The organism is Nonomuraea sp. PA05 (assembly GCF_008086045.1).
Classification (GTDB): Bacteria; Actinomycetota; Actinomycetes; order Streptosporangiales; family Streptosporangiaceae; genus Nonomuraea; species Nonomuraea monospora.
In genome coordinates, this window is sequence record NZ_VSEY01000013.1 from 265,011 (window position 1) to 280,192 (window position 15,182).

Below are 15,182 nucleotides of genomic sequence, written 5' to 3' on the forward strand. Positions count from 1 at the left end.
TCAGGTCTCCCGGTCAGCCGGCGAGCCGGTAGGCACGGATGTTGGTCTGGGTGACGGTGCTGCCGTCACCGGCGCGCGCGTTGACCCGCAGCGACACCCAGCGGACCGGCTCGGAGTACTCCGGATGCGTGATCGGCGCGGTGAACGTGCCGTCGCGCCTGGCGGTGGCGGTCCTCGGAGCCGACCAGGTCTTGCCGTCGTCGTACGACACCTCGACCGTGGCCCGCACGCCCGCGGGCCGGGCCTGGTGCTGCTGGCGCGAGACGCGGAACACGACGTCGAACGGCTGCCCGGCCTTGGCCCGGGAGTCGAGGTCGAGCGACAGGTTCCAGTGCACGAACAGCAGCGGCAGGAAGGAGCACGGGCGCGTGGAGTCGGCGCACTGCACGGTACGGGGCAGCGCGGCGGCGGCGTCACGCGGGCCGCTGCGGAAGGTCCACTCGGTACGGCTCGGCGACTGGGGGTTCCCCTGGCTGGCGAAGTCCCACACCAGGCGGTAGTCGGCCGGGCGCGGCGCCAGCGGCAGCGACAACGGCATGGGCAGATAGGGCGTGTAGCCGCCGGTACCCAGGTCGAAGGCGAGCTTGCCGTCCCGGTAGAACGTCGTCCGCGACGCGGCGTACGCCTCCGACGTCGAGTGCAGCGGCGCCGAGTCGGCGAGCCCGTTCAGGTAGACCGCGCCCAGCGAGCCCTGCCTGCACGCCAGGCACACCTGCAGCCACGGTTCGTCGACCGTGCTGCCCGGGCCGCCGACCCCGAGAAGGGTCTCCTGCACGTAGGTGGCGGCCGCCGACGGCGTCCGGGGGCCGAGGTTCCACACCTCTGTGATCTCCTGGCCGGGGCGCAGCTTGCGGCGCTCCCCGAGGATGACCTCGTTGGTGTCGGCGGCCATGACGTGCTGCCAGTACGTCTCGCCGGGCCTGGTGCTGTAGACGTAGTCGACGCGCTCGCCGGCGGCCGGCAGGTAGCCGTGGTTCACGTCGGACCACCCCCACGGCAGGAACACGTAGGACGCCCGGGTCACCGGTCCTGGCGAGGCGGCGTCGGAGGCCGTGTTGTAGAGCGTGGAGCGCACCGCGGCCAGCTCCGACTTCCTGACGACCGGCGTCAGTCTGCCCGGCACGGCGTCGCCGTAGGCGAACACCAGCTTGTACGTCGCGCCCATCTCGGGGCCGGAGTCGGCGTTCTCGGCCAGCAGCGTGAAGCCCGTGAACTTGAAATCGCCCTTCCTGACCGGCCTGGTCGGGGTGACGTAGAGGTCGGGACTGCCGGTGACCGGGTCGGAGTAGGTCTTCCAGGTGAAACCCGCGATCAGCCCTGAGGGGCTGATGCCCGTCTCGTCTCCCGCGGCGCTGGTGCGTACGAACGACAGGGATTCGGAGCGGATCAGCGGCGCCTGCGGCGGCGAGGCCAGCGTCGGCCGGTAGCGGACCGCCTTCCTGGCGTCCAGCACCACGCTGGTGTCGGCGCCGACCCGCACCTCGGGCTCGATCACCAGTGCCGTCTCCGACGTGAGGTCGGTGGCCGGGGCGGTGAGCACGCTGGCCATGATGCTGTAGGTGCCTTCCGGCACCATGAACGACTTCTTGCCCTCGCCCGGGTAGGTGAAGGCGAAGGTGGCCAGGGCCCCGTCAGTGACGTTCTGGACGGCTCCGATCATCGTGCCGGGCGTGCCGTCCCTGGCGATGGAGTCGACGGTCAGCATGTGGTAGCTCAGCTCCCCGCCGCCCTCGCCGGCCGCTCTGGCGGCCGGCGCGTCGGCGGCCAGCGGCGAGGGCGGCGGCTCGGGAGCGCCCTTGGGGGCGGCCAGCTCGATCCGCTCGATTCCGGGCAGTGTGCCGGCGGCGTCGCCCTTCGCGCCGCGCCAGGTCTCGGCCAGCAGCCTGCCGAGCGCCGGGGCCTCCTTCTTGGTCACCGTCGCGCTGGCCGCGCTGCCGGCGGCGGCGGTGACGCTGGTGGCGGGCAGGGCCTCGGCCTGGGCGCGGCCGGCCCGCACGGTGACCGGGAGGGTGGCGCTGCGCTCGTCGTCCAGCTTGGCCCGCACCAGGTAGCCGACGTTGAACAGGCGCAGGTCGATGGTCTTGCCGAGGTAGGGCACCACTTCGGACGGCACGACGTAGGTGTCGCCGCCGAGGGTGAACTGCGAGAACGTGCCTCCGGCCGGGCCGCCGCCGGGGAGCCTGCTGACCTGCTGGCCGCCGCGCTCGTCGACGTCGACCTGGAAGCGGTCACCGGTCAGCAGGGTCACCGTCGAGGTGCTCGCCTCTGGCGCTCTGGGGGCAGGGCCGGTGACGTGGGGAGTGGGGTCCAGGGGTGGGGCGGCCGCGGCGGGTGCGGCTCCCGCCGCCAGCGCCAGTGCCAGCGCCAGGCCGGCCGTGGCCAGGCGGGGAAGGCGTGCGAAGTGTAACCGGTGGTGGATTGTCATTCTCTGTCCCGCTTTCTGACCGCGCCTGTACGGCAGGCGCACGACGTGCTGGTTCACAGCGGCTCGTGTGCGCCGTCGGGCGCCGCCTCGCCCAGGAGACCATCCTCAGAAACGGCGTCCGGCTCGACGTCGGGCACCGCGTCCGGCTCGGCGTCGGGCACTGCGTCCGGCTCGGCGTCCGGTTGATCGTTACGCATGAAGATCAGGATCAGGCGGGCCTGCCGACGTCGCGAGTCGGGAAATCACCCAATTAATGGGAAAAAGCAATCTATGTCGGTGTCTCGTCCAGCAGTCCGTCGGCGGCGGCCGTGGTGACCAGGGCGGTGCGCGTGGTGACCGACAGCTTGCGCATGGCCGCGCTGAGGTGGCGCTCCACCGTGCGCGGCGACAGCGTCAGGCTCTCCGCGATGCGCTTGTTGGTCCATCCGAGCGCCACCAGACGGACGATCTCCACCTCACGCGGGGACAGGCGGTCGCCGTACCCCTTGCGCCCGCCGCGCCACGGCCTGGCCACCTCGACGCCTTGCTCGCGCAGCAGGTGGGCGACCCGGTCGGCGTCCCAGCGCGCGCCCAGTGCGGCCAGCTTCCGCTGGCTCTCCTCCAGCACCGTCAGCGCCTGCTCGCGTTCGCCCGCGTCGAGCAGGTGGCGGCCTTGGCGCTCGGCGGCGAGCAACCCGTCGTAGGGGCGGGGCAGCGCCGCCCACATCGCCGCGGCCCGGCCGAACAGGCCCGCCGCCGCCTCCGGGCCGGCGGCGACCATGGCCTGGCAGGTCACGACCGCCGCGGCGGCGGCCGGAGCGTCACGTCCCGCCATCCCGGCGGCGAAGGCCGCCACCAGGCCGGCCCGTTCCTCCGTCCGCCCGACGGCCAGCAGCGTGTCCAGGTGAACCGGCAGCAGCTCCGTGGCCCACAGCCACACGTCCTTGCGGGCGATCATCTCCAGCATCGGTTCGGTGATCTCCACCGCGGCCTCCGGCTCGCCGCGCGCGAGCAGGAGCCGGGCCAGCGCCACGTCGGGGAAGATGAACGGGTCCGCGTGCCCGCGCGCCAGGCTGGCGGCGAGGACCTCGCGCAGCCGCTGCTCGGCCCGCTGCGGTACGCCGCGCGCCAGGTCCAGGCAGCCGAGGATCATGCGGGCCTCCAGGCGGGTCGCCTCGTCGGCCGTCTCCGAGCCGGCCAGCTCGGCCGTCACGTCGTCCAGGCCGTCCCAGTGCCCGTCGTGCCAGGCCAGGTGTGCCCGCGCCAGCCTCAGCACGTCCTCGATCCGGCGGTAGCCCGCCCGTTCCACGAGCGCCGCGGAGGAGTCCAGGTAGGCGCGGGCGTCGTCGTGCCGGCCCCATAACGTACAGAACTGACCGACCATCAGCCGCCCCCGGGCGATCTCCTGGCGCTCCAGGCGGCTGTCCCCGTCGGCGGGAAGGGCGCGCGCCACGCGCCAGCCGTCCTCCTCGCCGAGGCAGAGCAGCGCCGTGGCCTGGTGAGACAGGAACGCGGCCCGCTCGACCGGCAGGCTGACCAGCGGGAACAGTCGCTCCGCCCGGCCGGCCCACTCCAGGTGGCGGGCCCGCGGCCAGGCACGGATCATCGGGTTGGCCAGCAGGAGCATGGCCTGGACGGCGAGCTCGGGCCGGTCCTCCAGATCCGGCATGGCGGCCTCCAGGCCGGCCATCGCGGCCTCGAACTCGCCGAGGTGGAAGCGGAGCCGCCCCAGCCTCAGCCCGAGCTCTCCCCTGGCCTCGGCCGGCAGCCCGGGATGCGCGAGCGTCTCCTCCAGCGCGGCGCGCACCCGCTCCCCCAGCCCCAGCAGCGGCTCGGCGGTGACGGAGACCGCCGCGCCGAGCCGCCTGGCCAGGCGGACCAGGCGCTCGACCGGGTGGTCGGCGGCGGTCAGCAGGTCCAGCATCATGGCGACCGTCGTGTGGCCGTCGCCCGCCTCCATGGCGAGCTCGGCCGCCGCCTCGGCGTAGCGGCACCACTCCTCGACGTCGCCGCACTCGCGGAAGTGGCGGCACAGCCGTACGACGGGAGGGTGCTCGCCTTCGCTCAGGGCCACGGCCGCGCGGTGGTGCAGCCGGCGGCGCGACGGGATGGGGGTGGCCTCGGCGACCGCGCGCGAGGCCAGCACATGGCTGAAGCCGAACGTCCCTCGGCCGGCCTCGCGCAGCAGGCCGGAGGCGAGCGCGACGGCCAGGCCGTCCTGGACGGCGGCCTCGTCGAGGCCCGCGACCGCCGCGATGAGCGCCTCGCCGGCGGGTGCCTCCAGCACGGCGGCGGCCTCCAGCACGGCGCGGGTGGGCGGGTCGAGCCGGGTCACGCGTTCCAGGACGGAGTCACGCACCGTGGGCGGCACGCGCAGCTCCTCGGTGATGCGACGGCGCCAGCCGCTCTCGGACCGGAAGATGTCGCGCCGGGCGCGCAGCAGGCGTACGGTCTCCTCCAGCGCGAGCGGGATGCCGCCGGTGTGCTCGTGCAGGAAGGCCGCGAAGTGGTCGGACACGTCGGCGGTCGCGAACATCGACTTCACCAGGGCGCCGGTCTGCGGCACGTCCAGCGGCTCCAGCGCGATGCGTTCCCAGGACATGTTCCTGGGCGGGCGCGAGGTCAGGCGCAGCAGCGGCGAGCCCTGGCCGACGTCGAGCGGCCGGTAGGTGACCACGATCGAGCGCGCGGCTCCGCGCGAGGTGGTGAGGGTCAGCAGCCAGTCGAGCGTGGCCGCGTCCGCCCAGTGCGCGTCCTCGACCACCAGCACGTCCACTGCGAGCGCGTCGATCAGCTCACCGAGCGCGCGGAAGAGCCGATGGCGCGTCTCCTGCGGGTCGGGCAGCGCCTCCAGCGCCGCAGGCAGCCACGACGCCCACTCGGGGAACAGCGTGCGCAGCGCACCGGCGAGCGGGCTCAGCGCCAGCTCGCCCAGGCGGTCGTGGAAGGCCCGCAGCCCGTCCACCACCGCGCCGAGTGTGAACGGCTCCCTCAGCGGCGGGCAGGCGGCCATCAGCACGGTGCGGCCGCGTAAGGCGGGATCGGCCAGGCACTCGTCCAGCAAGCGGGACTTGCCGATGCCCGCCTCGCCCTCGACGAGCACGAGGGCGTGTTGTGACACCGCGGCGACCATCGCGGCCATGGCGTCGTCGCGGCCGATGAGCGCCGGCGGGAGCGCGTCCGAGGGCGCCCTCCGCCGCAGGCGAGTTTCGTTCATCCCTTTATGGGTGTATATATCACGTCCGAACCCATCAGGGAGCGGCGGGCCGGCAGCCGGCTTCGCCCTGGTCAGGCGGTGCCGAAGGCAGGGTGGCCGGGTCGAGGGTGTTGTCGCGGAAGTCGTGGTACGTGACCGCGACGGCGCCCGTCTCGGACGCGGCGACGACCGGCACGGCGGCGGAGCCGGTGGGTGTCTCGTCCGGGTCCGGGTCGTCGCCAAGGGCGGCACCCTCGAGTACGTGCACTGGGCCACCGGCACCGCCCGCCTGCTCCCCCGCCTGCTCCCCCGCCTGCTTCCCCGCCTGCTCCAAGGACGCGCCGGCACAGCGCGCCGACCCACCTGGCCGCCGCCGTCCGCACCGCCCCCGAGTCCCGACACCAGCACCTGTCCAGCCTCGCCCACTACGTCCGGCTGTGCGCAGGCTTCAAACTGGAGGACATGCCCTTCCCTGATGAGCCGGCTCTCGTCGCCGTCGTGGACTACCGGCCGCAGTGGCCAGCGGACTTCGACCGGCTGGCCACGACACTGCAGGACGCCCTCGGAGACCAGGCCCGCGCGATCGACCACGTCGGGTCCACCTCGGTGCCGGGCCTGGCCGCCAAGGATTGCGTCGATGTCCAGGTCCGTGTCGACGCGATCGAGGAGGATCGGCTGGTCGCTCTGCTGGCCGCCGCCGGCTTCCGCTGCCGGCCGGAGCCGTGGAACCGGGTCGAGGTCTCGTTCGGGCAGGAGTGCCGCAAGCTGGTGTTCGCGCCGCCGGTCGGCGCGCGGCGGTGCAACGTCCACGTGCGTGAGATGGGCGGGCAGAACGCTCGCTTCGCGCTGCTGTTCCGCGATTACCTGCGTGCCGACGAGGTCGCTCGCCTGGCGTGGGGGGCGTTCAAGAAGCGCCTGGCCCTCAGCGTGCCGGACCTGCTCGACAACGGCCAGGTCAAGGCCCCGGCCACGGCCGTCCTGATGAGGGCCGCCGAACGCTGGGCGGCGGAAACCGGCTGGCGGCCGGCGCCGGGCCACGTCGCCTGAAGCCGATGCGCGCGACGGCGCGGATGGCGCCGGCGCAGCGGGTTGCGTCCGGCGGAAGATCAGGTGGATCGCCGCGCCCCCGGGGCAGCATCGACGTCTTCGGGGATCGCGCCCGCGCCTCGTCTCGGTAACCTTCGGCGAATGATCACGTATGAGGATTTGACCGCGTCCGAGCGAAAGGTGTGGGACGGCTTCCCCACCGGCCGCCGCGTGGACCTGTCAGGCCTGAAGGGTGGACGCCGGACGGTGCGGGCCACGGTGCTGAGGGCGCTGCTGCTGCGGGCCCCGGGCGAACCCGGCGACGAGGCGGCCGCGCTGAACGTCGTGGGCGCGCGCGTCACCGGCTCGCTGATCCTCAACGGCTGTGAGATCCGGCATTTGCTGATGTTGGAGGACTGCGAGCTGGAGGGACGGGTGAGTCTGGCGGGGGCCACCACCCAGGCCATCGGGTTCGTCGGCTGCCGCCTGCCCGGCATCTGGGCGCCGTCGGCCCGCATCGGCGGCCGGCTTGACCTGCGCCGCTCGACCATCGGGAACGTGGACTACGACCCGCTGCAACTCCTGCACACGCACATCGCCGGCGCGCTGCGTCTGGACGACGCCGTGGTGATCGCCCCGGGCAGGCTCGCGCTGTCGGCGGGCGGCATGCAGATCGACGGCGCCGTCGTGGGCGACCGCATGCGCACCGAGGGCGGAGTGCTGCTGCCCGGGGCGCGGCTGGCCGGTGGCCTGTTCATGGCCGAGGCCCATCTGAGCTGCCCGGACGGCATCGCCTTCGGCGCCGACAACGCGACCGCCTCCAGCATGCGCTGCGCGTTCACCGCAGAAGGCGCCGTGCGGCTGCGCGGTGTCCAGGTCGCGGACCTGCTGTCGTTCGAAGGCGCCGGCCTGACGACCCTGTCGATCGTCGGCGCCCGCGCGGCCGAGCTCGACCTGCGCTTCGCCGTCGCGCCGGCCTCGGTGGACCTGCGCAACGTCCAGGTCTCCTGGGCCTACGACGACGCCGCCACCTGGCCTGGTGAGCTGCGGCTGCACGGGTTCACCTACGACTCGCTCGACGGGAGCGGCGCCGCCGCCCGCCTGACGTGGATACGGCGCAACCCCGCCTACGCGGCGCAGCCGTACGAGCAGCTCGCGGGGCACTTTCGCCGGGTCGGCCACGACGACGAGGCGCGCCGGGTGCTGCTGGCCAAGCAGCGGCACCGGCGCGCGACCGCCCGCCCGCTGTCGCGGGTGTGGGGCTATCTGTTCGACGCCACCGTGGGATACGGCTACCGGCCCTGGCTGGCGGCGGTGTGGCTGGCGGTGCTGGTGCCTGCGGCCACGCTGGTGTTCTGCTCCCACACCCCGATCCCGGTCAAGAAGGGCGAAGGGGCGCCGTTCAACGCCCTCGTCTACACCCTCGACCTGCTGATCCCCATCGGCGGGCTCGGGCAGCGCACCGCCTGGTACTGGCCCGACCAGGCGGTTCAGTGGCTGGCCTACCTGCTGATCGCCATCGGGTGGGCTCTGACCACGGCCATCGTGGCCGGCGCGACCCGGGCGCTGGTCAAAACCTGATCGCGCGTCGGATGCGGCTCCACGGGGACGGTGCCTGCACGAGGTGACGGCCGCGCCGCCGCATCGAAACGGTCTTCGGCCCGAGGAAGGAGGTCCGCCCTCAGACCGCGGGCCTGCGGGAGGCGCGGCCGCCCTTCGAGACGACGGTGGTGACGTTCACGCGCTTGCTGAGGCGGTACGTCGTGAGCGGGCTGCCGCTGACCGCCTCCTTGTACGCGACGGTGGCCCGGCCGGTGAGGTACCAGCGGCCGGGGTGTCGTCGGCCTCGGTGAGCTGGATGACCGCGTCGCGGCGGCCGAGGCCGACCGGAGGGTGGCGGCGACCAGGATGAGGCCGCGCTCGTCGACGGCGATCCCGGCGTCGGCGGCGAGCGGCGAGACCTTCACCGCCGCCCATCATCGTGGCGGGCTCGCCGAGGCTGATCAGCGTGACGTTCAGGCCGGGATGGCTCTCGGCGACTCGGGACCGACGTTCGGCAGCACTGAACACGCACCCCGATGTGCTCAGTGCGCTCGGCCCGCCTTCGCTGCCGGGCTACCCCCCGATCCAGCCGCACGACCTGCGTCACGGCGCGGCCACCCTGTCGCTCGCCGCGGGCAACGACATGAAGGTCACCTCAGCGATGCTGCGCCACGCCGGCCTCGCCATGACGTCCGACCTCTACACCGCCGTACTCCCCGACGTGGCGCACGCCGCAGCGGAGGCCAGCGCTGCCTTGGCGCCCCGGACGGCCGCCTCGCGGAAGCTGTCCGCGACCCCGCGGTCCCCTTCGCACCACCCCGCCCATCGTAGGAGACAGGAGGTCAGCGACATGGCCAGCGGCCTTCACCCGCAGGATCAGGGCATGCGGAATCTCCCGACCACTACACCGGACCGTGACGACCGATGCCGCCATCGACCAAGACCGCAGCTCAGCTGCATTCGACCGGGTCACGCCATGCCGCGACTTCCGCATGAAACCGGGCCCGTTCGCTCCTTCCGGTCTCCCTGCGGTCTCCCCCGGCTTCCTTGTACGAACTGATCACATCCGGTCGGCCTGGTACATGTGGAGCCTCTGCGTGAGCACCTGCCAGACGCCATGAACACCGCCATCGCACTCAACCAGGAAAAGCCCCGCGGCTACTTCTTCGGAGAACTGGCGAAGATCCTCGGCATGCGACGGGAGACGCCGCTTCATCACCGGCCGCGACGATCCCGCCCGGCCGGAGCGGACGCCCTAGAGAGGCCGCCGACGCGGTGGTCGTCCTGGGCGACGACCTGGTCGTGGACGGGGGCGAGATGCGCCTCTGACAGCAGCGGCAGGCCCGCCGCGTACCGCCGGAAGAAGGCGGCGGTCGGGGTGCCGGCGGTCGCGACGGCCTCCGGGCTGCCCTCCGCGACCACCGCGCCCCCGTCAGGGCCGGCACCCGGCCCCAGGTCGATCACCCAGTCCGCGGACGCGGCGACCGGGATGTCGTGTTCGGCCACGACGACGGTGTTTCCCGAGTCGAGCAGCACGTCGAGCGCGTCCACCACCCGCTGGACGTCGGACGGGTGCAGGCCGGAGACAGGTTCGTCGAGAACGACCAGCCCGGCTTTGCGGCTCGCGGCGCCGCGCTGGATCGCGGAGGCCAGCTTCAGCCGCTGCGCCTCGCCGCCGGACAGTTCCGTGGCGCTCTGACCGAGCTGCAGGTAGCCGAGCCCGACCTGCTTCAGGGCCCTCAGGGTCTCCGCGAGTTGCCGGGGTTCGGAGAACCGCTCCCCGGCCTCGGCCACGGTCAGCCCCAGAACCTGGTCGATGCTCAGGCCCTCATAGGTGATGTCCAGGGCCTCCGGCTGGTAGCGCCGGCCGTCGCACGCGTCGCAGACCACCCACACATCCGGCAGAAAGTGCATGTCGACCAGCTTGCGGCCATAACCGGTGCAGGTCTCACAACGTCCGCCACCCGCGGTGTTGAAGCTGAACCAGGAGGCGTTGACCCCGCGCCCGCGCGCCGCGTCCGTTCCGGCGAACAACTTGCGGATGAGGTCGAACGCCTTGCTGTAGGTGGCCGGGTTGGACCGGGGCGTCCGCCCGAGCGGCTCCTGGTCGACGACGGCGACCCAGTCGAGCCCCTGCAGGCCGCTCACCTGCCGCACCGCGTCGGTCACCGTCCCGTTCAGCGCGGCCGTCACACTCGTCGCGAGCGCGCCGAGCAGGCTGGACTTGCCGCTGCCGCTCACCCCGGTCAGGCAGGTGAGCCGGCCTGCGGGGATGCGGACCAGGTCCGCGCTCACGTTGTGCGCGCGCAGGCCGTACAGCTCCACCCAGCCGGTGTCGTCACCGACCGGACGGCGGGCACGGCGCAGCCGCGGCCCCTTCCCCGCCAGGTAGCGTCCGGTCAGCGAGGCCGGGTGGGCGGCCGCGTCGGCGGGCGGCCCCGACACCAGGACCTCCCCGCCGAGGCGGCCCGCGCCGGGACCCAGGTCGATCACCCAGTCGGCTCGGGCAATCAGTTCGGGGTCGTGTTCGACCAGGAGCACCGTGTTGCCGGCCTGGCGCAGCTCCAGGGCGATGTCGAGAAGGTGCGCCTTGTCGGCCGGATGCAGTCCGGTGCCGGGCTCGTCCAGAACGAAGATGATGCCGCTCAGCTCGGTGCTGAGCTGCGCGGCGAGCCGCGTGCGCTGCGACTCGCCCCCGGACAGGGTCGCCGCGCTCCGGGACAGCTGGAGATGGGCCAGGCCGAGCCGGTTGAGGATGCCGAGCCTGCGGCCCAGGTCCTGCAGCAGCGGCTCCCCCACCTCGCGCTGCCGGGCGTCCAGGTCGCCGGCCACGCGCTCCGCCCAGGTGCGTACCTCCCGCACTTCCACCTCGATCAGGTCGGGGTAGGTCAGCCCGCCGAGCCGTACGGACCTGGCCGCCTGGTCGTAGCCGTTGCCGCCGCAGGTGCCGCACGGCTGCTTGCGCATGTACGGCAGGTAGCGCTGCTTGGCGCCAGCGGTCTGGGCGTTCACGAACACCCGCTCCACCTCGGCGAGCGCGCCCCGCAGCGGCTGGCTGGAGGTGTAGGTCACCTGGGCCGTCTCGTTCTTGTTCGTCATGTTGACGGTCGCCTCGACCTTCTCCTCGCCCGTGCCGTACAAGACGCAGTGGCGGAACTCCTCCGGCAGCGACTTCCATGGCCGGCCGAGGTCCACACCGCGTTTCTCGGCGAGCGCCGGCACGAAGGCGTGCTCCCCCGACCGCCACTTGGCGTACCAGGGCGAGGCCCCTTCGAAGAGCGGCAGTTCCGGACGCGTGATGACCAGGTCCTCCTGCGCCTGCCAGCGCCCGCCCACGCCGTGGCAGTCCGCACAGCTCCCTTCCGGTGTGTTGCGGTCGAAATGAGCGGTCGTCAGGTGCCCGGCAGCCCGCTCCGCACCGATCGCGGGAAGGCGCGAGTACAGCAGTCCCAGATGTCCGTCGATGCCGGTGATCGTGGCGACCGTGGAGCGGGGGTTGCGGTTCAGGCGCCGCTGGTCGACCGCGAGCGTCGCGCCGAGTCCCAGGATGCGGTCGACCTTCGGCCGGTTGCGCTGGGTGATGTACTGCCGCACGAAGGGCGAGAGCCCCTCCAGGTACCGTAGCTGCGCCTCGTTGTGCAGGGTGTCGATGGCCAGCGAGGTCTTGCCGCTGCCGCTCACGCCGGTGAAGGCGACGAGCCGCCCCTTGGGGATGCTCACCGACACATCCCGCAGGTTGTTGGTACGAGCGCCCATCACCTCGATGGCCTCGGCGTCAGTCATCCTTGAGCTCCTTGTCGTCGTTCGTGGTTCCGCCCACGATCGCCCTGAAACCCGACACCTCATGTCATGTTTCCGCTCAGACGAAATAGCGGGCTTGCAGGCGGAACAGCTCGGCGTAGAGCCCGCCGGTCTCACTCAGCGTGTCGTGCGTGCCGGTCTCGACGACCCGGCCGCCATCCAGGATGACGATGAGATCAGCCGCCCGCGCGGTGGTGAAGCGGTGCGTGACGAGCATCGTCACGCCGCCCTCCAGGCGGTTCAGGCCGGCGTACCAGTGGAACAGCCACTCCTCGGTCCGCACGTCGAGGCTGACGGTGGGCTCGTCGAGGACCCGCAGTAGCGGCGCCCGCCGCATCGCAATGCTCGGTGGCCGATGCGGAGAAGGCCGCGCAGTGGCTGGCCGTCGAGGTGTGTGAGAAGGAACGGCAGGTCGATCGGGTGCGCGAGCAGTTGCTGGCGCACTTGAGGGAGGAGCGGATCGAGCCGCCGATGAGGGATCGGCTACGGCGGATCATCGGGTCAGGGCTGCGGCAGGCGGCGCGAAACCACGAAAGGAGCCCTGATCACGCAGAACTCGCTCACTCAGCCGGCGGCGGTGTACGAGCCACCGATCATGCGAGAGGCCGGCGGTTTCGCCGAGCACACACTCGGCGACAGCGACACGCCCCTTCCCGAAGGCACGGACGTGTTCACCTACTACCACTGAGCCGGCTCGATGCCCACCTCCGCGCCCGGACGCTGGCTGGCGATCTTTCCGGACAGCCCGCCGGCCGGCGGCCCGGCCCAGCGGTTGCGGGCCCGCGCCTGCCACGTACTCGGACACGCCTCCGGGCGGCCGTGGCTGCTGGGCTGCTGGGATCCCGGCCAGACCCGCGTCCTCACCCTCGGCCCCGCCAGGATCATGCTCACGGGCCCGGGGGCGGCCGGCGTGACCGCCGGCCCACCGGCCGCGGCGTCCTCATCCTTGACCGAGACGCCTGCGGCGCGCAGCCGGTCAACCGCGGCCGACAGGTACTTGGAGTTCCACAGCGCGACCGCGTTGACGACCAGCCCCAAAGCCGCTAGTTGATCTTCTTGCCCTTCGCGGTAGGCCTTGCGGATCTGGCCATTGCCACCGTGGCAGATCCTGCGGGCGAGCCTGTGCCGGGACTCCTGGACGGTGAGCTGCTTGTTCAGCTTGCGGCGGTAGGTGTCGTCGATCGGGTCCAGGATCGACAGCAGGTGCAGGGTCTTGTCGATCCGGCCGTACTCGGCGAACGCCTGCCCGAGCGGGGTGGGCCGCCCACCCCGGGCGAACATGCGCAGCAGGTCGTAGGCGTGCACCTGGTTGGTGACCAGCGATCCGGCGACCCGGGTCATGTCCAACCACTGGGTGCAGATCTTCTGCCGGTTGATCTTGTTGCGGGCGATCGCCTCCAACGGCCCGTAGTCGCTCGAGGTGTTGCTGCCGGGCACCTCAGAGCGCCAGAATCGCTGGTCGCCCAGGTCAGCGAAGCGGGGCGCGAACCGGTAGCCCAGCATGGAGAAGATCCCGAACACCGTGTCCGAATCGGACGCCTGGTCGGTCGTGACGACCTCGGGCTGCGGACCGGCATCGATGTTGATCAGGGTGCCGAGGATGTACAGCGAGTCGCGCGGCGTGGCCGGCATGGGCTCCAGCGCCGGCGGTGAACGCCACGCGGAACGAGTTCACCGAGAGCGGGCCGATCAACGTGCCCGAGTACGGCAGCGTCACCACCGAGGAGGGCCTGCGTGCCCTGTTGATCATCGACGCCTACCTGCGGGTAGGGGACGACGTGCCCTACCCGCAGGTGCTGCTGACCACCGGCCTGCACGACGCGCGGGTGCCACCGTGGCAGCCGGCGAAGCTGGCCGCCCGCCTGCAGGCGGCCACGGCCTCCGGTCGGCCGGTGCTGATGCGCGTCGAGGAGCACGGCGGTCACGGCACCGGCTCGACCAGAGACCAGGAGCAAGCACTGCTCGCCGATGTGCTGGCTTTTGTCCTGCACGCGTCCGACGGGTCATGATGACGACAGAAATGTCGGGTACGGCACGCACGCGCGCCCTCAGCCACGTCGCGGCCCGGTCGATCCCGGCCTGCAGGTGACGCTCAACTTCCATCCCGACCGCCTGGTGGCGAGCTGGCGATCCTCGAGCGGCTTCCCCTTCGAGGTTTCGGCAGCACCCTGTCGCGACAACCCGTCCACCGGCAACGACGGCGTCCCGTGAGACGGAACGGAACCGTAAAGTGGCGGTATGTCCACCCAGGTCACCAATGAGGGATCGTTCCTCCGGCGCGTCGCCACCGTGCTGTCCGCCTTCCGCGCCGACGACGGCGACCTCGGCGCGTCCGAGCTGGCCCGCCGCACCGGTCTGCCCAAGTCGACCGTGCACCGCATCACGTTCGATCTCGCCGAGGCCGGACTGCTCGAACGCCACGGCGGGCAGGTGCGGCTCGGCCTGCGACTGTTCGAGATCGGGCAGCGGGTGCCCCGCCAGCGCGTGCTCCGTGACGCTGCCCTGCCGTACATGACGGACCTGCGGGAGGCCACCCGGCAGACTGTGCACCTTGCCGTGCTCGAAGGCCACGAAGTCGTCTACGTCGAGATTCTCCCCACACCGGGCGGCCCCGCCCTGCCCTCCCGGGTGGGCGGGCGGCTCCCCGCCCCAGTGACGGGGGTGGGCAAGGCCATCCTCGCCTTCTCGCCCGCGGAGACCGTACGGGCGGTACTGCAGCAGGGGCTGCCCCGGATCAGCGAACGCAGTGTCATCGCGCCGGGCGTTCTCACCCGCCAGCTCGACCGTGTCCGTGCGGAAGGGGTCGCGTTCGACCGCGAGGAGTCGGGAGCCGGAATCGTCTGTGCCGCCAGCCCCGTCCTCGCTCCGGACGGCACCGCCATGGGCGCGCTATCGGTCTCTGGCTGGAGCTCCACCATGCAGATGGCCCGGGTCGCCCCCGCCGTACGCACCGCCGCGCTGGCCCTTTCCCGCGCTCTCGGTGCCCAGGGCGAGACGCCGCAGACCTGATCTCGAAGATGCCCGAGTAGCCGTGGCCGCAGTAGGGATGTGCCCGCAGGTGAGGGCCTGGCGACCGGCTTCGTCAGCAGTCGCGGCCGCGGCGGGATTTCGGCAAGGACGTCGGGAGTTCTCGTGCTGTGCCACGCGCCCTCACGCATGTCGATCGGACTTTTGACCGGCTGCTCGCAGCTCCGCTGCGAGCAGCCTCGCGGC

Annotated in this window: 11 protein-coding genes and 1 pseudogene; 5 read left to right on the plus strand and 7 right to left on the minus strand. The window is 72.2% G+C overall.

From position 1 onward, the window contains the following. Nucleotides 1–13: 13 nt before the first annotated feature. The 4 genes from FXF51_RS22160 to FXF51_RS60935 all read right to left on the minus strand — a co-directional run bounded on the left by FXF51_RS22160 (nt 14) and on the right by FXF51_RS60935 (nt 5,868). Nucleotides 14–2,425 carry a hypothetical protein gene (locus FXF51_RS22160; RefSeq protein WP_148436430.1) on the minus strand — a complete coding sequence of 804 codons (2,412 nt, stop codon included), beginning with the start codon at nt 2,423–2,425 and terminating at the stop codon, nt 14–16. Nucleotides 2,426–2,478: 53 nt separating this feature from the next. Then, the gene (locus tag FXF51_RS60930) at nt 2,479–2,622 is read right to left on the minus strand and encodes a hypothetical protein (RefSeq protein ID WP_187414507.1); all 144 of its coding nucleotides are present in this window, start codon (nt 2,620–2,622) and stop codon (nt 2,479–2,481) included. Between the two features lie 71 nt (nt 2,623–2,693). After that, nucleotides 2,694–5,621, minus strand: a complete 2,928-nt coding sequence (locus FXF51_RS22165; protein ID WP_148436431.1) for an ATP-binding protein — start codon at nt 5,619–5,621, stop codon at nt 2,694–2,696. Between the two features lie 34 nt (nt 5,622–5,655). Further along, on the minus strand, nt 5,656–5,868 hold the full coding sequence (locus FXF51_RS60935) for a hypothetical protein (protein WP_187414508.1): 213 nt from the start codon (nt 5,866–5,868) through the stop codon (nt 5,656–5,658). 194 nt (nt 5,869–6,062) lie between these two features. Here FXF51_RS60935 and FXF51_RS22175 point away from each other — a divergent pair, with 194 nt between their 5' ends. Then, complete coding sequence (locus tag FXF51_RS22175) at nt 6,063–6,647, plus strand: GrpB family protein (protein ID WP_148436432.1); 585 nt, start codon at nt 6,063–6,065, stop codon at nt 6,645–6,647. Nucleotides 6,648–6,788: 141 nt separating this feature from the next. Next, nucleotides 6,789–8,207, plus strand: a complete 1,419-nt coding sequence (locus tag FXF51_RS22180) for an oxidoreductase (RefSeq protein WP_148436433.1) — start codon at nt 6,789–6,791, stop codon at nt 8,205–8,207. A 1,176-nt stretch (nt 8,208–9,383) separates the two neighbouring features. On the opposite strand, the gene FXF51_RS22195 is transcribed toward FXF51_RS22180, so the two are convergent. Together FXF51_RS22195 and FXF51_RS22200 are read right to left on the minus strand one after the other, a co-directional pair. Then, entirely contained in the window at nt 9,384–11,951 is a 2,568-nt protein-coding gene (locus FXF51_RS22195) for an excinuclease ABC subunit UvrA (protein ID WP_148436434.1), read from the minus strand. A gap of 76 nt (nt 11,952–12,027) precedes the next feature. Next, nucleotides 12,028–12,306 (minus strand): hypothetical protein, encoded by a 279-nt coding sequence (locus tag FXF51_RS22200; protein WP_262379726.1) that lies wholly within the window; start codon nt 12,304–12,306, stop codon nt 12,028–12,030. 240 nt (nt 12,307–12,546) lie between these two features. Between FXF51_RS22200 and FXF51_RS22210 the strand changes: the two genes are divergently transcribed. Further along, nucleotides 12,547–12,657, plus strand: a complete 111-nt coding sequence (locus FXF51_RS22210; protein WP_262379729.1) for a lasso RiPP family leader peptide-containing protein — start codon at nt 12,547–12,549, stop codon at nt 12,655–12,657. A 230-nt stretch (nt 12,658–12,887) separates the two neighbouring features. Here the strand turns inward: FXF51_RS22210 and FXF51_RS22215 are convergent. Then, nucleotides 12,888–13,601 (minus strand): annotated as a pseudogene (locus FXF51_RS22215) (Tn3 family transposase); the annotation flags it as partial. A 17-nt stretch (nt 13,602–13,618) separates the two neighbouring features. Between FXF51_RS22215 and FXF51_RS22220 the strand changes: the two are divergent. After that, nucleotides 13,619–13,978, plus strand: a complete 360-nt coding sequence (locus tag FXF51_RS22220; RefSeq protein WP_148436436.1) for a prolyl oligopeptidase family serine peptidase — start codon at nt 13,619–13,621, stop codon at nt 13,976–13,978. A 229-nt stretch (nt 13,979–14,207) separates the two neighbouring features. Further along, nucleotides 14,208–14,978: an IclR family transcriptional regulator gene (locus tag FXF51_RS22225; protein WP_148436437.1), complete on the plus strand. Its 771-nt coding sequence runs from the start codon at nt 14,208–14,210 to the stop codon at nt 14,976–14,978. Nucleotides 14,979–15,182 lie beyond the last annotated feature (204 nt).